This window comes from Streptomyces sp. CA-250714 (assembly GCF_050936705.1).
GTDB lineage: Bacteria > Actinomycetota > Actinomycetes > Streptomycetales > Streptomycetaceae > Streptomyces.
The window spans coordinates 2,105,999-2,125,286 of sequence record NZ_JBNJMI010000002.1 but is presented as its reverse complement, the minus strand read 5'-3'; the positions used below and the strand labels follow the sequence as shown (position 1 = coordinate 2,125,286).

Annotated in this window: 16 protein-coding genes and 1 pseudogene; 10 read left to right on the top strand and 7 right to left on the bottom strand. The window is 70.9% G+C overall.

The features are described 5' to 3' along the window. Positions 1–65: 65 nt before the first annotated feature. On the bottom strand, positions 66–893 hold the full coding sequence (gene panB, locus ACQEU8_RS28375) for a 3-methyl-2-oxobutanoate hydroxymethyltransferase (RefSeq protein ID WP_433106007.1): 828 nt from the start codon (positions 891–893) through the stop codon (positions 66–68). A 170-nt stretch (positions 894–1,063) separates the two neighbouring features. Here panB and ACQEU8_RS28370 point away from each other — a divergent pair. The 5 genes and pseudogenes from ACQEU8_RS28370 (at position 1,064) to ACQEU8_RS28350 (ending at position 6,792) form a co-directional block, all read left to right on the top strand. Then, positions 1,064–2,709: pseudogene (locus ACQEU8_RS28370) on the top strand (MFS transporter). Positions 2,710–2,716: 7 nt separating this feature from the next. Continuing rightward, positions 2,717–3,412: a TetR/AcrR family transcriptional regulator gene (locus ACQEU8_RS28365; RefSeq protein ID WP_433106005.1), complete on the top strand. Its 696-nt coding sequence runs from the start codon at positions 2,717–2,719 to the stop codon at positions 3,410–3,412. A 239-nt stretch (positions 3,413–3,651) separates the two neighbouring features. Beyond that, entirely contained in the window at positions 3,652–4,701 is a 1,050-nt protein-coding gene (locus tag ACQEU8_RS28360; RefSeq protein WP_433106003.1) for an endonuclease/exonuclease/phosphatase family protein, read from the top strand. A gap of 333 nt (positions 4,702–5,034) precedes the next feature. Further along, a complete protein-coding gene (locus tag ACQEU8_RS28355) occupies positions 5,035–6,234 on the top strand; it encodes an MFS transporter (RefSeq protein ID WP_433106001.1) in 1,200 nt (399 codons plus the stop codon). Between the two features lie 285 nt (positions 6,235–6,519). Beyond that, entirely contained in the window at positions 6,520–6,792 is a 273-nt protein-coding gene (locus ACQEU8_RS28350; RefSeq protein ID WP_433105999.1) for a hypothetical protein, read from the top strand. Between the two features lie 52 nt (positions 6,793–6,844). Here ACQEU8_RS28350 and ACQEU8_RS28345 read toward each other — a convergent pair whose 3' ends face one another. Both ACQEU8_RS28345 and ACQEU8_RS28340 read right to left on the bottom strand, forming a co-directional pair. Then, a complete protein-coding gene (locus ACQEU8_RS28345; protein WP_433105997.1) occupies positions 6,845–7,492 on the bottom strand; it encodes a response regulator in 648 nt (215 codons plus the stop codon). 23 nt (positions 7,493–7,515) lie between these two features. Continuing rightward, positions 7,516–8,742 carry a sensor histidine kinase gene (locus ACQEU8_RS28340; RefSeq protein ID WP_433105995.1) on the bottom strand — a complete coding sequence of 409 codons (1,227 nt, stop codon included), beginning with the start codon at positions 8,740–8,742 and terminating at the stop codon, positions 7,516–7,518. Between the two features lie 132 nt (positions 8,743–8,874). Here ACQEU8_RS28340 and ACQEU8_RS28335 point away from each other — a divergent pair, with 132 nt between their 5' ends. Further along, on the top strand, positions 8,875–9,660 hold the full coding sequence (locus ACQEU8_RS28335; protein WP_433105993.1) for a class I SAM-dependent methyltransferase: 786 nt from the start codon (positions 8,875–8,877) through the stop codon (positions 9,658–9,660). On the opposite strand, the gene ACQEU8_RS28330 is transcribed toward ACQEU8_RS28335, so the two are convergent. Beyond that, on the bottom strand, positions 9,635–11,386 hold the full coding sequence (locus ACQEU8_RS28330; protein WP_433105991.1) for an NAD+ synthase: 1,752 nt from the start codon (positions 11,384–11,386) through the stop codon (positions 9,635–9,637). The two genes, ACQEU8_RS28335 and ACQEU8_RS28330, sit on opposite strands and share 26 nt — an antisense overlap. A 511-nt stretch (positions 11,387–11,897) precedes the next feature. On the opposite strand from ACQEU8_RS28330, the gene ACQEU8_RS28325 reads away from it, so the two are divergent. Together ACQEU8_RS28325 and ACQEU8_RS28320 are read left to right on the top strand one after the other, a co-directional pair. Beyond that, on the top strand, positions 11,898–13,049 hold the full coding sequence (locus tag ACQEU8_RS28325) for a helix-turn-helix transcriptional regulator (RefSeq protein WP_433105989.1): 1,152 nt from the start codon (positions 11,898–11,900) through the stop codon (positions 13,047–13,049). 314 nt (positions 13,050–13,363) lie between these two features. Beyond that, positions 13,364–14,578 carry a S8 family peptidase gene (locus tag ACQEU8_RS28320; RefSeq protein WP_433105987.1) on the top strand — a complete coding sequence of 405 codons (1,215 nt, stop codon included), beginning with the start codon at positions 13,364–13,366 and terminating at the stop codon, positions 14,576–14,578. 195 nt (positions 14,579–14,773) lie between these two features. Here the strand turns inward: ACQEU8_RS28320 and ACQEU8_RS28315 are convergent, their stop codons facing one another. Then, entirely contained in the window at positions 14,774–15,253 is a 480-nt protein-coding gene (locus ACQEU8_RS28315; protein WP_433105985.1) for a CAP domain-containing protein, read from the bottom strand. A gap of 174 nt (positions 15,254–15,427) precedes the next feature. On the opposite strand from ACQEU8_RS28315, the gene ACQEU8_RS28310 reads away from it, so the two are divergent. After that, positions 15,428–15,610 carry a hypothetical protein gene (locus ACQEU8_RS28310; RefSeq protein WP_433105983.1) on the top strand — a complete coding sequence of 61 codons (183 nt, stop codon included), beginning with the start codon at positions 15,428–15,430 and terminating at the stop codon, positions 15,608–15,610. Positions 15,611–15,804: 194 nt separating this feature from the next. On the opposite strand, the gene ACQEU8_RS28305 is transcribed toward ACQEU8_RS28310, so the two are convergent. Both ACQEU8_RS28305 and ACQEU8_RS28300 read right to left on the bottom strand, forming a co-directional pair. Then, positions 15,805–16,464, bottom strand: a complete 660-nt coding sequence (locus ACQEU8_RS28305) for an FMN reductase (RefSeq protein ID WP_433105981.1) — start codon at positions 16,462–16,464, stop codon at positions 15,805–15,807. Continuing rightward, positions 16,461–17,546 (bottom strand): LLM class flavin-dependent oxidoreductase, encoded by a 1,086-nt coding sequence (locus ACQEU8_RS28300; RefSeq protein WP_433108783.1) that lies wholly within the window; start codon positions 17,544–17,546, stop codon positions 16,461–16,463. The genes ACQEU8_RS28305 and ACQEU8_RS28300 overlap by 4 nt, the downstream gene beginning before the upstream one ends. Before the next feature lie 339 nt (positions 17,547–17,885). On the opposite strand from ACQEU8_RS28300, the gene glnA reads away from it, so the two are divergent. Beyond that, the gene (gene glnA / locus ACQEU8_RS28295) at positions 17,886–19,247 is read left to right on the top strand and encodes a type I glutamate--ammonia ligase (protein WP_433105979.1); all 1,362 of its coding nucleotides are present in this window, start codon (positions 17,886–17,888) and stop codon (positions 19,245–19,247) included. Positions 19,248–19,288 lie beyond the last annotated feature (41 nt).

Sequence of the window (19,288 nt, the reverse complement as noted above, 5' to 3'; positions counted from 1 at the left end):
CGACAGCCCACCGACAGCCGAGTCGGGCGCTGTCGGTGGGCCGTCGCGGCGCTTCCGGGGAGGGGTTACTCGAAGGAGTGCTCCGCCGCCGGGAACGCGCCTGTCGTGACGTCCTCCGCGAAGCCGCGCGCCGCGTCACCCAGCGTCGTCCGCAGTGCGGCGTACTGCTTCACGAAGCGCGGCAGCTTGCCCGGGGTGAGGCCCGCCATATCGGTCCACACCAGCACCTGGGCATCGCACTCGTGCCCGGCGCCGATGCCGACGGTGGGTATGTGCAGCGCCCGGGTGACCTCGGCGGCGACCGGTGCGGGCACCATCTCCAGGACGACGGCGAAGGCCCCGGCGTCCTGGACGGCCTTGGCGTCGCGCATCAGCTGGTGTGCCGCCTCCTCGCCGCGGCCCTGCACCCGGTAGCCCATGGTGTGCACGGACTGCGGTGTCAGCCCGACGTGCGCCATCACCGGGATGCCGGAGCGCACCAGCAGCCCGATCTGGTCGGCGGAGCGCTCGCCGCCCTCGAGCTTGACGGCCTGGGCCCCGGCGTCCTTGATCAGCCGGGTGGCGCTGCGCAGTGCGTGTACCTCGCCCTCCTGGTACGAGCCGAACGGCAGGTCGGCGACGATCAGGGCGCGGCTGGTGCCCCGTACGACGGCAGCCGTCAGCATGGTCACCTCGTCCATGGTGACCGGTACGGTCGTCTCGTAGCCGAGATGGCAGTTGCCCATCGAGTCGCCGACGAGCAGGACGGGGATGCCGGCCTCGTCGAAGACGGAGGCGGTCATCGCGTCGTAGGCGGTGAGCATGGGCCACTTCTCGCCCCGCTCCTTGGCGAGTGCGAGGTCGCGCACGGTCACACGGCGGTTTCGGGTTCCCCCGTACAGCGTTTGTGGCATGGCAGGACTCCTGTTGTCGTCTCGAAGCGCCCCTACGGCGTCTCCGGATCTGTGTCCATGCTGGCACGCCCCTCTGCGGCCCGGTAGAGGGCCGGATCCGGGGTGGGCATGACCAATTTTTTGCGAAACGGAACGGAACCGTTTCGAAAAGAGCCCCTACGCTGCCTGGCATGAGCAGCCCCGGTCCTTCCGCTTCGCCCGAGCCCTCCGCTCCACCTGAGATGCCCGCGGCAGCCGCGGCGCTCCACCGGCGCCGGTGGACGGTCCTGGGCGTCCTGATGCTCAGCCTGCTGGTCGTCGTCCTGGACAACAGCATCCTCAACGTGGCGATGAAGACCCTCGCCCGGCCCGCACCGAATGGACTCGGCGCCACCCAGAGCGAGTTGGAGTGGTCCATCAACGCCTACACGCTCGTCTTCGCCGGGCTCCTGTTCACCGCGGGCCTCCTCGGCGACCGGCTCGGCCGTAAGAAGGTGCTGCTGAGCGGGCTGCTGGTGTTCGGTCTCGGCTCCGTGCTCGCCGCCTTCTCCGCCGGGCCCGGCGAACTGATCGGCTACCGCGCCCTGATGGGGCTCGGCGCGGCCTTCGTGATGCCGGCCACCCTGGCCATCCTGATGAACGTCTTCCCGCGCGAGGAACAGCCCAAGGCCATCGGCGTCTGGGCGGGCGGCGTCGGGCTCGCCATCGCCATCGGCCCCATCACCGGCGGGGTGCTGCTCGACCACTTCTGGTGGGGCTCGGTCTTCCTCGTCAACGCGCCCGTGGTGGTCGTGGCCCTGGTGGCGATCCTGGTGCTGGTGCCCGACTCCCGCGATCCCGCATCCGGCCGCCTCGACCCGCTGGGCGTACTCCTCTCGGTCGCCGGGCTGGTACTGCTGGTCTACGGGATCATCGAGGGCGGCCAGCTCGCCGACTTCACCGACCCGAAGGTGCTCGCCGCGGCGGGCGGCGGCGTCCTCCTCCTGTGCTGTTCGTGCTGCACGAGCGGCGCAGCAGCCACCCGGCGCTCGATGTGCGCTACTTCCGCGAGCCCGCGTTCTCCGCCGCCGTCGCCGCGATCGCCCTTGTCTTCTTCGCGCTCATGGGAGTGATGTTCTTCGGCGTCTTCTACATCCAGAGCGTGCGCGGCTTCAGCCCGCTGGAGGCCGGACTGCTGATGCTCCCGCTGGCCGCCGCCCAGATGATCTTCTCGCCGCGTGCTGCCAAGGCCGTCACCCGCTTCGGCGCCAAGGCCGTGTGCACGGTGGGCATGGTGCTGGTCGCCGTCGGCATGTTCGCCTTCACGGCGCTGGACGAGGCTACGCCGCTGTGGCAACTGGAGGTCATCTACTTCGTGATCGGCGGCGCGATGGCGCACATCATGCCGCCCGCCACCGTCTCGATCATGCAGACGATGCCCCCCGAGAAGGCGGGTTCCGGCTCGGCCGTCAACAACACCTTCCGCCAGGTCGGCGGGGCGCTCGGGGTGGCCGTCCTCGGCTCGCTGCTCTCCACCCGCTACCGGGACGGCGTCGACGGCGCCCTCGCCGCCGTGCCGCGCCTGTCCGACGGCGCACGGCACTCGGCCGGCGAGTCCATCGAGGCCACCCTCGCGCTCGCCGACCGGCTGGGACCCGCGGGGCGGGCGCTGGTGCACCCCGCCAAGTCGGCCTTCGTCGACGCCATGCACACCACCGTGCTCGCCTCCGGGGCCGTCGCGCTGCTCGGTGCGCTGGTCGTCGCCGACTGGCTGCCCGGCAAACCCGTGGTGGACGCGGCAGGGGAGGATGACACCGGTGGGGAAGAGGAGAGGGAACGAGTCGGGACGGAGCGGTGATCCTGCGGTGAAGCGTGAGGACGGCAGCAGCGCTGCGGAAGTGGGCCCGGACAGCGGCGAGAACCCGCCCATCCCGCCCGGGGAGTCTTACGGGAAGTCCTCCGGAAAGCCCGCCGGGAAGCAGCGCGGGCGGCCGCGCAGCGAGGCCGTCGAACGCGCCATCCTGGACGCGGTGACACGGCTCCTGGAGGAGGGCGTCTCCTACGACGCCCTCTCCGTCGAACGGATCGCCCGCACCGCGGGCGTCGGCAAGGCCGCTGTCTACCGCCGCTGGTCCGGCAAGGACGAGCTTTTCCTGTACGTCGTCAAGGAGATGGAGGAGCCGGCGTACGAGGGACCAGGGGACGGGCCGCTGCGCGAGGTCCTGACCGGGGCCCTGGGACGGCTGCGCCAGATCGGTCTCGCCAAGCGGCGCTCGGCGCTGCTGCGGGTGCTGGCCGGCCATGTGCACAGCCGCCCCGAACTGTGGAAGCGCTACCACGAGACCGTCATGAGCGCCCGCCGCGAGCGGCTGGCCTTCGTACTGCGGCGGGGGATCGAGCGCGGGGAGTTGCGCGACGACATCGACATCGACGTCCTCGTCGACATGCTGACGGCACCGATCCTCGCCCGCATCCTGCTGCGCGACTGGGAAGAGCTGCCCGAGGAGATGCCGCGGCAGATCGTCGACACCTTCCTGGACGGCCTCCGCCCGCGCGAGTGACGCGTGCTGCCGGACGGCCCGTACGTGCGGAGTGCGGCTTGTGTCACAGTCGCGAACCAGCGCCGACCTGCCGGAACCCGAGGACGGCCGGCTCTCGTCCTCCTCTCAGACTCCACACCGGACTTCAGGGCGAAAGCGGCAGTTGACCCGCAGTTGAACCGAAGGGTTTAACTAAATGAAAACGGGCATCGCCTATCGTTCATCGGGCACCAACACAGGCAAGTGAGGACGGACGGCGGATGGCGCGCGTGTACACGTCGGAGGCCACCTACAGCGAGGACGGCGGCGGACGGCAGGGACTCTTGTCCCGGTTCACCGGCAGCCGCGCCGACGGTGCTTCCCGGGGCTGGTCGGGTCCAGGGAAGTGGCGGCGCGGCCGGGTCCTGGCGGTGATCGCCCTGCTCCTCGCGCTCGCCTTCTGGCTGCACGCCGAGGTGCCCAACGCCATCGGCAACCTCGGCTCGTTGTGGGAGACGTTCCTGCCGTGGGGCGGGCTGCTGATCGTCGTACTCCTCGCCGCCGCCGTGCTGCGCCGGTCGGCCACCGCGCTGATCGCCCTGCTGGTGCCGGCGTTGGTCTGGGTGAACCTGTTCGGCGGCCTGTTCGACGACAAGACCGGCAGCGGCGCCGGTGACCTCACCGTCCTCACCCACAACGTCAACGCGGGCAACCCCGACCCCGCCGGCACGTCCCGGGCGCTGGTCGACTCCGGCGCCGATGTGATCGCGCTGGAAGAGGTCTCCCCGGCCAAGGCTGCCTCCTACCAGGCGGCGCTCGACAAGACGCACCGCTACCACAAGCTCACCGGCACGGTCGGGCTGTGGAGCAAGTACCCGATGAAGGACATCAGGACGGTCGACATCAAGATGGGCTGGCCCCGCGCCATGCGCGCGACCGTGCAGACGCCCAAGGGCGATGTCGCCGTCTACGCCGCCCATCTCCCGTCTGTCCGGGTGCAGTTCCGCTCCGGCTTCACGGCCGGGCAGCGCGACGGCAGCGCCTCGGCGCTCGGTGAGGCGATCGCGCACGATCCGGCCGACAAGGTGCTGCTGCTCGGCGACCTCAACGGCACCATGAACGACCGTGCGCTCGCGCCCATCACCTCCCAGATGCGGTCCGCGCAGGGTGCGGCGGGGGACGGCTTCGGCTTCAGCTGGCCCGCCTCGTTCCCGATGGCACGGATCGACCAGATCATGGTCAAGGGCGCCGACCCCGTCTCCGCGTGGACCCTCCCGGCGACTGACAGTGACCACCTCCCGATCGCGGCGAAGGTCGATCTGACGGGCTAGGGAGGGCTGCGCCCCGTCAGGGGCGCGGGGAACTGCTCCCCTGGGGGCACCTCCCGGCCGGAGGCTGGGGGACTCCGGCCGGGTGGGGGTACCCCCGGCCGAAGGCTGGGGGAGTGCCCCCACAGCCACAGCGCAGGCGCGGCCGCGGACGGCGGGCAAGGGGCACCCCGTATCGCCCGGGTCCGCGGAGATTCCACCCCTCGTAACGTCGCGTTTTGCACCGTGGAACATCCGGCTGCGAGACTTTGTTACACCGCCAAACATAGACCCGCACCGCCGGGCACCCGGCAATGTAATCGGTTACACCCCCTGCCGCATAAGAAAGGTCTGCGCATGCCTCTGGCTCTGCTCGCACTCGCCGTGGGCGCCTTCGGTATCGGCACCACCGAGTTCGTGATGATGGGCCTGCTGCCGAACGTCGCCGGTGATCTCGGTACATCCGTACCGACCGCGGGGTATCTGGTCTCCGCCTACGCCCTCGGTGTCGTACTCGGTGCCCCGCTGCTGACCGCCGTCGGCGCCCGCGTCCCGCGCAAGCGGATGCTGCTGCTGTTGATGGGGCTGTTCACCGTCGGCAACCTCGCCTCGGCGCTCGCTCCCGGCTTCGGCACGCTGCTGGCCGGCCGGGTGCTGGCCGGGCTGCCGCACGGTGCGTTCTTCGGCGTCGGTGCCGTGGTCGCGGCCCGGCTCGTGAAGGAGGGCCGGGCGGCCCGCGCCGTCGCCACGATGTTCCTCGGGCTGACCGTCGCCAACATCGTCGGCGTACCCGGCGGCACCGCGCTGGGCCAGCAACTCGGCTGGCGCGCCACCTTCGTGGTCGTCACCCTCATCGGCCTGGTCGCCATGTCGGCCCTCGCGCTGCTCGTGCCCCGTATGCCGCTGGAGCACCAGGGTGGCGTACGTCACGAACTGCGCGCTCTGGGCAACCGCCAGGTCGTCCTCGGGCTGCTGACCGCCGTCTTCGGCTTCGGCGGCGTGTTCGCCGTCTACAGCTATCTCGCCTCGATGATGACGGAGGTCACAGGACTTGCCGAGACCTCGGTGACCTGGGTGCTCGCCCTGTTCGGCATCGGTATGACGCTGGGCACGCTGATCGCCGGGCCGCTGACCGACCGCGCCCCGCGCCGCACGCTGTATGTGGCGCTGGGTCTGATGGCCGCGCTGATGGTCACCTTCCACTTCGTGGCGCCCGTGAAGTGGGCGGCGCTGGCGCTGGTGGGGCTGCTGGGGGCCGTCGGCTTCCTGATCACCACGCCGGTCCAGATGCTGGTGATGCGGGCCGCGTCGCACGCGCCCACCATCGCTTCGGCGTCCAACCACTCCGCGTTCAACCTCGCCAACGCGGGTGGCGCGTGGCTCGGCGGTGTCGTCATCGCCGCCGGCTGGGGCTGGACCTCGCCCACCCTGGTCGGCGCGGCCCTCGCCCTGGCCGGCCTCGCCATCGCCATTACGGCGGGCGTACTGGATCGGGGCGACTCGCGCGTTGTCGCTCGCGCCGGCGAGGTCCCGGTGGAGGCTCACTCGCACGTGTAACCCGTGCCGCCCGGCGGTCAGCTCCCGGGGGGAGAGGAGGGGAGGCGGTGGCGGGCGCGTGTGGGGTGCGAAGAGCACGCGGGGGACGCGTGTGATCTGAGTCACCGCGTGTGCCGCTGGCAGTTGCCCCGGTGCCTGCATACTCTCTTCGCGACACCACGGGGACTTGCCAACTGCCATGAAATGGCGGCCAGTTGAGGACATCGGGCGCGCGTGCCCGCTCCTCGGCACGCGGTGCGCGCCCTCCCGTGAGGTCGGTTCGTGTCCCACAGGGAGGAAACCCGCATGAGATCCCGTTCGGCCCGTCTCGCCGCCACCGCCGCAGCTGTGGCGATGCTCGGCACCCTGGCCGCCGCCGCACCGGCCGTTGCCGCCCCCGGCGACAACGCGCCGCCCCGCGCCGCGTCCGAACAGCACGCCGCCGGCTACAGCTTCAAGGACTGGTACCGCACCAAGGCCGCCTGCAATGACGCCGGTGCTTACTATGTCCGCCACGGCTACAGCGACTACTACTGTGAGCTGTATGCGTACGGCTGGGCGCTGATGCTCAAGGACTGACGCCTGAGGGCCGGACCGGGGCGCCGGAACCAGCACCCGGTCCGGCTCCGCCTCACACCAGCCCCGCATCGCGGGCCGCGAGCGCGGCCCGTACCCGGTTGTCCACGCCGAGGCCGGACAGTATCCGGCTCACATGCGCCTTGACCGTGCTCTCCCGCATGGTCAGGGCGGCGGCGATCTCGGCGTTGCCCGCGCCCTCCGCCAGCAGGGCCAGCACATCGCGTTCCCGCGGGGTGAGCCGGTCGACGGCGGCGCGGGCCCGCGCCGTACGGGCGCTGCCGCGCCGATGGTGCTGGTCGATGAGCCGGCGTGCCGCCGCTGGGTGCAGCATGGCCGAGCCCGCAGCGACCAGGTGCACGGCGCGGAGGATCTCCGCGGGGTCGGTGTCCTTGAGCAGAAATCCGTCCGCGCCCGCGGCGAGCGAGTCGTAGACGTACGCGTCCAGGTCGAAGGTGGTCAGCGTGATCACCCGCGGCGGGTCGGGCAGCGCGCGCAGCCGCGCGGTGGCGGCGATGCCGTCCGTACCCGGCATCCGTACGTCCACCAGCGCGACGTCCACCCGGTGCGCGGTCGCCGTCGCGACGGCCTCGGCGCCGTCCCGCGCGGCGGCGACGAGTTCGAGGGAGCTGTCACCCTCGATCAGGTCGGTGAGGCCCAGACGCACCAGCGCGTCGTCATCGACGATCATGACGCGGATCACTCGCGTCCCCCCTCTCGTTGGTCCTAGTCGTCCGGGCCCGGCGGATACGGGAGCGCGTGCGGAATCCGGACGGCCAGGCGCCAGCACGCCTCCCCGCCGGGCGCCTCGTGCGGGCCCGCGGACAGCTCGCCACCCAGCGCCTCGACCCGTTCCCGCAGCCCGACCAGGCCGTAGCCGGACGGCGGCAGCCGGAGCGGCCGGGACGCGGGCCCCGTGGCGTTGACGGCCTCGACCAGCGTGACCGGCGGACCGTACCGGACGGCGATCCGCATGGGCGAGGCCGGTGCGTGCTTACGGGCGTTGGTCAGCGCCTCCTGCACGATCCGCAGCACCGCGAGCCGATGCGCCGCGGGGGCACGCGCCGCGGCCCCGTCGAGCTCCGCTGTGACCCGCTGCCCCGCGGCCCGCGCCTCGGCGACCACGTCCGTGACCTGCCGGAGCGCCGGTTGCCCGGGCACAGGCTGGGCCGCGCGCACCGGGACACTCCCCGGATCGCCGTCCGGGCCGCCATCCGGCTCGCGCAGTGCGCCGAGTACGTCCCGCAGGTCCGTGAGCGCGTCCGTGGCGGCCGTCCGCAACAGCCCGACCCGGTCCGCCACCCGCTCCGGCAGGGCTTCTTTACGGGTGGCCAGTACGCCCGTGTGCAGCGCGATCAGGCTCAGCCGGTGCGCCAGTACGTCGTGCATCTCCGCCGCGATGGCCGCCCGTTCCGCGAGCCGTGCGGAGCGCTCCCGCAACAGCCGCTCCGTACGCAGATGTTCGACACGCGCGTCCAGGGCTGCCACCAGCCGCCGCTTGCCACCTGTCCACAGCCCCAGCGCCACCGCGGTGACCAGCAGCAGTACGGGCCCGTAGGAGCGGGCGTCCCACAGGTGCGGGGCGGGCTTCACTTGCAGGACGAGCGCCGCCGAGTTCACCGCCACCGTGGCGAGCACGGCCCAGCCCGCCGCGCGCGCCCGCCCCCGCGCAGCGAGGTGGAAGAGCACCACCAGCAACGGCAGGACGAGCCCGGCCAGACCGGCCGCGGCGGCGGTGAGCGCCGCGGCCGCTGACGGCCACCGGCGCCGTACGGCGAGCGACAGCCCGGCCGCCGCGGCCAGGGCGACCCAGAAGGTGCCGTACCGCGCCCCGTCGATCAGGGCGGCCTCCTGCACGGAGACCGCGGTCGTGAGCGCCACCAGGGCGCCGTCGACCCACCACGCCGCCCGCCGGCCCAGCGGGCCCGGCCGGTCCAGGATGTGCGCGTTCACCGGGCCGAGCCTAGAAACGGCCCGCGCTCACCGGCTCCCACCCGCGGACGGCGTCACCCCCGACTTTCGTAGGGGGTTCCCGTCGCACAACGGCGGATCTTCCATGCGGCCGCCGCTCCTAGCGTCGTCGGCATGACCGACCCGTTCGCCCGCAACACCGCCCTGAACACGGCTTTCCCGCCCGACGACGGTCCGGCGGCGGCCCCTTCGGGGAACCCCGACGACACCCCTGACGGGAGCGCACCGCACCGCCGTACCGGCAGCGCCGGGCTGCTGTTCCTCGCCGAGGCGCTGACCGACATACGTACCACCGGAGCCCTCGCCCCCAGCGGCCGCCGGCTCTCCGGGCTGCTGGCCGAGCCCGTACTCCGCCAGGCCGGGCACCGCCCCCTCACGGTCCTGGAGGTGGGCGCGGGCACCGGTCCGGTCACCCGGCTGCTGCTGGACGCGCTCGGCGAGGGCAGCAGCCTGGACGTGATCGAGAGCAACCCCCGCTTCGCCGCGCGGCTGCGGGCGCTGACCGAGGCGCACCCCGGCCAGGCGTACGCACGTGTGCGGGAGACCCGGATCGAGCACTGGCATCCCGATCACCACTACGACGTGATCGTCTCCGGGCTGCCCTTCACCAACTTCGACCCGGCTCAGGTCGGGACGGTCATGGAGCACCTGCTGACGCTGCTGAAGCCGGGCGGCACCCTCACCTACTTCGCGTATCTGGGCACCGCACGGGCGCGCCGGCTGTTCTCGTCGGCGGCCGAGGCACGCCGGCACCGCGCGGTGGAGGCCGTCCTCGCGGGCTACCGCGAGCGCTGTCGCGCCGGCTCCCGCACCGCCTGGGCCAACCTCCCGCCGGCCCGAGCCTGGTGGCTGCGGACCTGCCCGGCGGCGGCCGTCAGCCCTCCCGCCACTGATTGGTGATCGGCAGGCGGCGGTCCTTGCCGAAGCCCTTGGGGGAGATCTTGGTGCCCGGCGGGTACTGCCGGCGCTTGTACTCGGCGCGGTCCGTCATCCGAAGCACCCGGGCCACCGTTTCCGCGTCGTAGCCCGCCTCGACGATGGCGGCCGCGCCCTGGTCGCCGTCGACGTACCGCTTCAGTATGCGGTCGAGGACGTCGTAGTCGGGCAGCGAGTCGGTGTCCACCTGGCCGGGGGCCAGCTCGGCGCTGGGCGGCTTGGTGATGGAGCGCTCCGGGATGGGCGGGGTCCGGCCGCGTTCCTGGGCCGCGCGGTTGCGCCACTTCGCGAGGCGGAAGATGTTCGTTTTGTAGACGTCCTTGATCGGGCCATAGGCGCCCACCGCGTCGCCGTACAGCGTCGAGTAGCCCACCGCCAGCTCGGACTTGTTGCCCGGGGCGAGCACGATGTGGCCCTCCTGGTTGGAGACGGCCATCAGCAGCGTGCCGCGCAGCCGGGCCTGGAGGTTCTCCTCGGCGAGCCCGGTGAGCCCCAGCGCGCCCATGTACGCGGCGAACATCGGCTCGATCTCGACGGTGCGGAAGTTGAGCCCGGTGCGCTCCGCCAGCTCGGCGGCATCCTCCTTCGAATGCTCCGAGGAGTACCGCGACGGCATCGAGATGCCGTACACGTTCTCAGCCCCGATCGCATCGCAGGCGATCGCGGCCGTCAGCGCCGAGTCGATGCCGCCGGACAGCCCGATCAGCACCGAACGGAAGCCGTTCTTGACCACGTACGCACGCAGCCCGACCACCAGGGCGTGGTAGATCTCCTCGTCGTCGTCCATGCGCGGCGCCTCGCTGCCGGTGGCCCGCGGCTCGTACGCGGGCAGCGGCTCGGCGGACAGGACGCGGTGCTCGACGCGCAGCCCGTCGTCCACCACCCCCGAGGGCGGGGTCGCGGCGGCAGCGGGCAGCTCCAGATCGAGGACGAGACACTGCTCCTCGAACTGCGGCGCACGCGCCAGCACCTGCCCGTCCGGGGCGACGACGATCGAGTCGCCGTCGAAGACCAGCTCGTCCTGGCCCCCCATCATCGCCAGATACGCCGTGGTGCAGCCGGCCTCCTGCGCGCGCTTGCGCACCAGATCCAGCCGGGTGTCGTCCTTGTCCCGCTCGTACGGCGAGGCGTTCACCGACAGCAGCAGCCCGGCACCGACGCTGCGCGCTGCCGGGACCCGGCCGCCCTCCTGCCACAGGTCCTCGCAGATGGCGAGCGCCACATCCACCCCGTGCACCCGCAGTACGGGCATGGTGTCGCCGGGCACGAAGTAACGGAACTCGTCGAAGACGCCGTAGTTCGGCAGATGGTGCTTGGCGTAGGTCAGCACGATCTCGCCACGGTGCAGTACGGCCACCGCGTTCTGCGGGGCTCCGGCGGGCTGCCCTGAGCGGGGCCTGTCCTGCTCGGCGCGGTCCAGATACCCGACGACGACGGGCACCTCACCCAGCCCCTCACCGGCCAGCCGCCGCGCGAGGTCCCGCACGGCGGTGCGGCTCGCCTCGACGAACGACCGGCGCAGCGCCAGGTCCTCGACCGGATACCCGGTCAGCATCATCTCCGGGAACGCGACCAGATGAGCGCCCTGTTCGACGGAGTGCCGGGTCCACCGGAGGACAGCCGCGGCATTGCCCTCCAGATCGCCGACGGTGGAGTCGATCTGATTCAGCGCGAGACGTAGGTGAGCCACGCCGTCGAGTGTAATCGTCGCCCTGACGCTATAGTCACCCGGAACCCAATCCCCACTGACGGTAACCACCCACGCACCCCAAGACCCCGAGCCCCATGCTCCACCCCAGATATGGGCGCCACCCGCAGACAAAGGGCAGCACTTACGCACGGACTGCTCTTACGTCAATGGCTTCCGGGATTGCGGAAGGGGGGTCCTAGGGGGGCGAAGCCCACCTAGCGGGGGGCCGTTGGGGGGCGGAGCCCCCCGACACGACCTGTCGGCGGCAGCCGAAAACGAAAGGGGGCGTGCCCCCACAGGCAACCCGGCGTCAGCCGGAAGCATCAGAGGGCGTGCCCCCACAAGCAGCGGTCCGGCGCCAGCCGGAAGCCTCAGGGGGCGAGCCCCTCACGCACTCGGACCCGGCGTCAGCGCGCCGCGCCGGATTCCGCAGGGTTCCTATCCATTTGCCAACCCCCTGTCACGCTTCGGTCATTGACGTGAACTCGCCACCACCCACAGGATGCCCACCATGTTGGAGGCTCTTGATCTCGACCCCGTCCAGCAGCAGGTCTACGAGGCATTGGTGGACGGTGCCGTCACCGTCAACGAGCTACGCGCGGCGGCGGGCGTAAGCGCCGCCCGTGTCCGCACAGCCCTCGCCTCCCTGGAAAAGCTCAACCTGGTGGGACGATTCTCCGCGGACCGGGGCAGCAAGGGAGCCGAGCGCTATCTGCCGGTGGCTCCGGAGATCGCCTTCGAGTCGCTGCTGCTCGCCCGCGAGGAGGAGATCCACCGCACCCGCCGCCATATCCAGCACCTGGCCGCGCGCTTCCGGGCCCACACGGCAGGCCGCGATCCGCTGGAGCTGGTGGAGATCGTCACAGGGCGGGCGGCCGTCATCCGCCAGGTCGACCAGCTCCAGCGCAGCGCACGCGCCGAGATACGGGGAATCGACCGGCCGCCGTACGCCAACAGCGACCCCGACCGCCTCGACCCGAAGACCGGCATGATGCCGGTGCAGGCGCAAATGATGCGGCGCGGTATCAGCTACCGGGTGATCTACGACACAGAGGGGCTTGCCACCTTCCACCGGTTCGACAAGGACATCGGCGCGGCGGCCGAGCTGGGCGAGGACGCCCGGGTGATGGCGGACACCCCGACGAAGATGCTGATCGCGGACGACCGCATCGCCCTGATCCCGCTGCGCGCCGCGCCGAACGAGCTGGCCAGCAGTGTCGTCGTCCACCCCTCCGGGCTGCTGGAGGTGCTGTGCGAGTTCTTCGAGGTGCTGTGGGGCAGGGCGCTGCCGATCTCGGAGTATCTGTCGGGCCGCCGTCCGGGGGCTCCGGACGGGCCCAGTCCGCAGGAGGCCAAGCTGCTGGCGCTGCTGACGACAGGTATGACGGACCAGGTGATGGCCCGCCAACTGGGCATCAGCTACCGCACCTTCCAGCGGCGGCTGCACGGGCTGATGGAGCGCCTCGGTGCGGCGACCAGATTCCAGCTCGGCGTACGCGCCGCGAGCCTCGGCTGGCTCCCCCAAGCCCAGCCGCCGGCACAGTCGCAGACGCAAGCTGCCACGCAGCCACCGACGCAAGCCCAAGCGCAAGCCCCCACGCAGTCGCAGACGCAACCACCCACGCAGTCGCAGAACCACAGTCGGCCTCAGACCCAGCCGTAACTCCGGGCATTGGCGCACCACGGACATACACGCACTCCGGACAACGGACATACACGCACTCCGGACATCCGCACACTCCGGATATCCCCGCACCTCGAACTGACCCACATCGCCCCAGACGCACACGCACCCGACACCACCCCCTCCCCCTCCGCCACCAACCCCGTCCGAACCGCCAAGAATGGCCCCTCGTACGGCAATTGACCGTCTACCCGCGTTGCACTGCCCCCCTTGTCCTGCTCGTGACAGTGCGCTTAGCGTTCGGATCGCGCACCCCACAGGCGCATCCCCCCACTCGAGGAGGAACCCTCCCCATGGCAGTGACGCGTAAGAAAGTTGCCCTCGGCATATCGGCGGCAGTTGCCGCGGCAGCCATCGGCACCGTCTCGGCGCTCCCCGCGAACGCGTCTCCGGAGGCGCAGACGGAAGGCACCGTCGTCGGAGCGAACTCGGCGAAGGCCGTCAAGGGCAGCTACATCGTCACGATGAAGAAGTCGGCCGTGAGCACCTCGTCGGCCGCCGCGAAGGGCAAGTCGGTCATTGCCGACCACGGCGGCAAGGTGCGCAAGACCTTCACCAAGGCACTCAACGGCTACTCCGCGAAGATGTCCGCGAGCGAGGCCAAGAAGCTGGCCGCCGACCCGTCGGTCGACAAGGTCTACGCGAACCAGAAGCACTCCCTCGCGGGCGAGCAGGCCAACCCGCCCTCCTGGGGCCTGGACCGTATCGACACCCCCGAGCTGAAGCTCGACAAGAAGTACACCTACCCGGACGGCGCGGGCGAGGGTGTGAACGCCTACATCATCGACACCGGTGTCCGCACCACGCACAAGGACTTCGGTGACCGCGCCAAGAGCGGTTTCGACGCGGTCGACGGCGACGAGGACGCCAACGACGGCAACGGGCACGGCACGCACGTCGCCAGCACGGTCGCGGGCGAGGCGCACGGCGTCGCGAAGAAGGCCAACGTGGTCGCCGTCCGCGTGCTGGACGACCAGGGCTCCGGCACCACCGAGCAGGTCGTCCAGGGCATCGACTGGGTCACCAAGAACGCCAAGGCCCCCTCGGTCGCCAACATGTCGCTGGGCGGCGGCGCCGACGAGGCGCTGGACAAGGCGGTGCAGAACTCGATCAAGGCCGGTGTCACCTTCGCGGTGGCCGCGGGCAACGAGTCCACGGACGCCGGGAACAGCTCGCCGGCCCGGGTGAAGGAAGCCATCACGGTCGGCGCGACCGACAACAAGGACGCCCAGGCCGACTTCTCCAACTACGGCGAGGTCCTGGACCTGTACGCGCCCGGCGTCGACATCACCGGTGCCTGGAACACCGGCGACGACGCCACCGACACCATCTCCGGCACCTCGATGGCCTCGCCGCACGTGGCGGGCGCCGCGGCGGTCTACCTCTCGGGCCACAAGGACGCCAAGCCCGACGCCGTCTCCAAGGCGCTGACCGAGGGCGCGTCCAAGGACGTCGTCGGCAACCCGGGTCAGGGCTCGCCCAACCTGCTGCTGAACGTCGTCAAGTGACGGCCCTGTTCGGGAAAACAGTCTGAATATCGTCGGGTGACGGCGGACGCCACCCGGCCCAACACCCCCACCTTCCGCGGCCCGGTGCCCCACACACCGGGCCGCGGTCGTGTGTGCGCAGGCCCGCGGTAGTGCGGAGGCCCGCGGCGTGTGTGCGGAGCACTCTCCCCGTCGAGCGGACCCGCCCGCGGCGGCTCACTTCCGCTTGCTGGCCAGCAGCAGCGTCCACCACGGGCCGCCCGGCCTGTTGCTCACACCCACACCGGCATGCCGGTAGGCGCAGTTGGTCAGCGCGGCGCGGTGCTTCGGGCTGCGCATCCACGCCCGTACGACCTGCGCGGCGTTCCACTGGCCCCGGGCGAGGTTCTCTCCCACGCGCTGGAACCGGTAGCCCTGGGCGGCCACCCGCCGGCCCGGGCCTGAGCTGCCGGGCGCCGTGTGGGAGAGGCGGTGGGAGCGTGCCATGCGCACGCTGTGCTTCTGTGCGGCGCGCCGCAGCGCCCCCCGCTCGGTCACCACGGGGCAGCCGGCCCGGGCCCGCTCCGCGTTGACCAGCGCGAGGACCTCGGCGTGCGTCGACATGGCGGCGGCCTCCCACCCCGTGGCGGTCACCAGCCCCAGCGCGAGCCCAACGGCCGCGCCGCGCCCGGCGAACCGGCTGAACGCGAATTCCATATCTCCCTCTCCTTTCCGGTCCTGCACTCGCTCGAATCATCTCCGGGACGGCACTTCCGGACGCCGCATTCCACTTTAGTGGTAATTGCAGCGAAGGCTGCGTGCACATTCCGGGGGAATGGCGATACTTGCTCCGTCAGGACGCTCGGAAGTGCTCTTCCCGGAGGAGAACCCATGTCATTTGTCCGCCGCGCCGCGGTGTCGTCCTTGTTCGCGCTCGCGCTGGCCACAGGCGTTGGTGCGGGCGCTGCCGCGGCGGCCCCCGCAGCACCGGACGCACCCGGTCCCGCCGCTGCCGAACAGGGCGGCTGGAAACCTGGGAAAATCCACTTCGGCCCCTTCGTGGTCCCCCGCTAGGGCCGGCCGGAACAGCCTGGAATGGGTGCGGGGTGCCCGGAAATCCAAAAGCGATTCCCGGGCACCTCGCCTTTCCGCGTCCGGCAGCACCTTTCCGGCTTCCGCCTTCTGCCTTCCGCCTTCCGTCGGCGATTCAGTCCGCCATTCAGCTCAGCGTTTCAGCCCGAGGAGCCGCCCACCCTGCCGGCGGTCCGCTACTCCTCCACCCGCAGTGCCGCCAACTGCTGCTCAAAGGGGATCACTTCGGGTTCCCCGGACTGTGCAGCGTCGGCGGTGGTGGTGGCGCGAGGGGCGACTAGGCCCGCGAGCTCCCCGCCCGCGCGGGCGATCCGGCGGGGGAGGGACGGGGTCACCCCGTCATCCGGAGCCGCCCAGTCATCGGTGGCCGCGTACACCGCGGTCGGCACCGTGACGGCCCGCAGATAGGCGAACAGCGGCCGCATGGCGTGCTCCAGCACCAGGGAATGGCGCGGGGTGCCGCCGGTGGCGCCGAGCAGCACCGGCTTGCCGGCCAGTACGCCCTCGTCGAGGACGTCGAAAAACGACTTGAACAGCCCGCTGTAGGAAGCGGAGAACACCGGCGTGACGGTGATCAGCCCGTCCGTCTCCGTCACGCGCTGGATCGCCGTGCGGAGCGCCCCGCCGGCGAAGCCGGTGGTGAAGTTGTGCGCGATCTCCGTTGCCACATCCCGCAGTTCGACCGTGGCGACCTCCGCCTCGACGCCCTCCTCGCGCAGCGCGACCCGCGTCGCCTCGGCGAGCCGGTCCGCGAGCAGCCGGGTGGACGAGGGCTCGCTCAGCCCTGCCGAGACGACGGCCAGCCGCGCGGGCCGCCGGGTTTCCGTAGCGGTCATACGGCAACTTCCTCCTTCTCCGCGACCCGCGCCGCATGCGTCGGCGCGTCAGCCGTCCCCGCGGGGCGGCCCTCGGCCATCTCCTTGCGCAGTACCGGGACGACCTCCTCGCCCAGCATGTCCAGCTGTTCCAGCACGGTCTTCAGCGGCAGCCCGGCGTGGTCCATGAGGAAGAGCTGGCGCTGGTAGTCGCCGAAGGACTCACGGAAGGTCAGCGTCTTGTCGATGACCTCCTGCGGGCTGCCGACGGTCAGCGGGGTCTGCTCGGTGAACTCCTCCAGGCTGGGCCCGTGTCCGTAGACCGGCGCGTTGTCGAAGTACGGCCGGAACTCCCGCACCGCGTCCTGCGAGTTCCGCCGCATGAACACCTGGCCGCCCAAGCCCACCAGGGCCTGCTCCCGCGTCCCGTGGCCGTAGTGCTCGAAGCGGTCGCGGTAGAGGTTGATCAGCCGCTTGAAGTGGTCCTTGGGCCAGAAGATGTTGTTGGCGAAGAAGCCGTCACCGTAGTACGCGGCCTGCTCGGCGATCTCCGGGCTGCGGATCGAGCCGTGCCAGACGAACGGCGGTACGCCGTCCAGCGGACGCGGGGTGGCGGTGAAGCCCTGCAGCGGCGTACGGAAGCGGCCCTGCCAGTCGACCACGTCCTCGGTCCACAGCCTGCGCAACAGCGCGTAGTTCTCGATCGCCAGCGGGATGCCCTGCCGGATGTCCTGGCCGAACCAGGGGTAGACGGGTCCCGTGTTGCCGCGGCCCATCATCACGTCGACCCGGCCGTCCGCGATGTGCTGGAGCATCGCGAAATCCTCGGCGATCTTCACCGGGTCGTTGGTGGTGATCAGGGTGGTGGAGGTGGAGAGGATCAGCCGCTCGGTGCGCGCCGCCAGATAGCCGAGCATGGTCGTCGGTGAGGACGGCACGAACGGCGGGTTGTGGTGCTCGCCGGTGGCGAAGACATCGAGCCCCACCTCCTCCGCCTTCAGGGCGATGGCCAGCATCGCCTTGATCCGCTCGTGCTCGGTCGGCGTCCGTCCCGTGGTGGGGTCGGGCGTCACGTCGCCGACGGTGAAGATCCCGAACTGGATGGGGGTGGCCGTGACCGTCATGCTGCTCGCCGTCCTCGGAGGTGCCTCGGGGGTGCGTTCATCGGTGGAGTAGTTGATTATTGAACTACCTTGCCTCCCTCAATGCACCCGGGCCCCGGAAAATTCCGCCCCCGCACGGCCGCGCGGTGCCCGGCGGCGGCCGCTGTGAAACGATCGGAAGAGGGTGTGCGGGGACTGCCGCGAGGAGGACCGCGGGGGCGATCGGACAGCTGCCCGATCGGGGCGCGCAATCCGCCGGAAACCCTGTGGTGCAATGCTGATGACGGCCCCGTGTGCCGGGGGACCCGAGCGAACCCTCTGACCTGCAAGGATAGGCCCATGGACAAGCAGCAGGAATTCGTCCTCCGCACTCTGGAGGAGCGCGACATCCGGTTCGTCCGGCTCTGGTTCACCGATGTCCTCGGCTTCCTGAAATCAGTCGCGGTCGCCCCCGCCGAGCTCGAACAGGCATTTGACGAGGGGATGGGGTTCGACGGCTCGGCCATCGAGGGCTTCGCCCGCGTCTACGAGTCCGACATGATCGCCAAGCCCGACCCCAGCACGTTCCAGATACTGCCGTGGCGGGCCGAGGCCCCCGGCACCGCGCGGATGTTCTGCGACATCCTGATGCCGGACGGTTCCCCCTCCTACGCCGATCCGCGCTACGTCCTCAAGCGCGCGCTGGCCAAGGCGTCGGACCTCGGGTTCACCTTCTACACCCACCCGGAGATCGAGTTCTACCTGCTCAAGGACAAGCCGGTGGACGGCTCCCGCCCCGTGCCCGCCGACTCCTCCGGATACTTCGACCACACCCCGCAGAACGTCGGCATGGACTTCCGCCGCCAGGCCATCACCATGCTGGAGTCCATGGGCATCTCCGTCGAGTTCTCCCACCACGAGGGGGCCCCCGGGCAGCAGGAGATCGACCTGCGCTACGCCGACGCGCTGTCCACGGCCGACAACATCATGACGTTCCGCCTGGTCATGAAGCAGGTCGCACTGGAGCAGGGCGTCCAGGCCACCTTCATGCCCAAGCCGTTCTCCGAATACCCCGGCTCCGGCATGCACACCCACCTCTCCCTCTTCGAGGGCGACCGCAACGCCTTCTACGAGTCCGGCGCCGAATACCAGCTCTCCAAGGTCGGCCGGTCCTTCATCGCGGGGCTGCTCACCCACGCCGGCGAGATCTCCGCCGTCACCAACCAGTGGGTCAACTCCTACAAGCGCATCTGGGGCGGCGCCAACCGCACCGCTGGCGAGGGCGGCGAATCGCCCTCGTACATCTGCTGGGGCCACAACAACCGCTCCGCGCTCGTACGCGTACCGATGTACAAGCCCGGCAAGACCGGCTCGACGCGCATCGAGATGCGCTCCCTCGACTCCGGCGCCAACCCCTACCTCGCCTACGCCGTACTGCTCGCCGCCGGCCTCAAGGGCATCGAGGAGGGCTACGAGCTGCCCGCGGGGGCGGACGACGACGTATGGGCGCTCTCCGACGCGGAGCGGCGCGCCATGGGGATCGAGCCGCTGCCGCAGAACCTCGGCGAGGCGATCAGCCTCATGGAGCGCAGCGAGCTGGTCGCCCAGACGCTGGGAGAGCACGTTTTCGACTTCTTCCTGCGGAACAAGAAGCAGGAGTGGGAGGAGTACCGCAGCGAGGTCACCGCCTTCGAGTTGCGCAAGAGCCTGCCCGTGCTGTAGGTCCCTGTCCCTCCCCGTTCGCCGTTTCCCGGGGGGCCGGG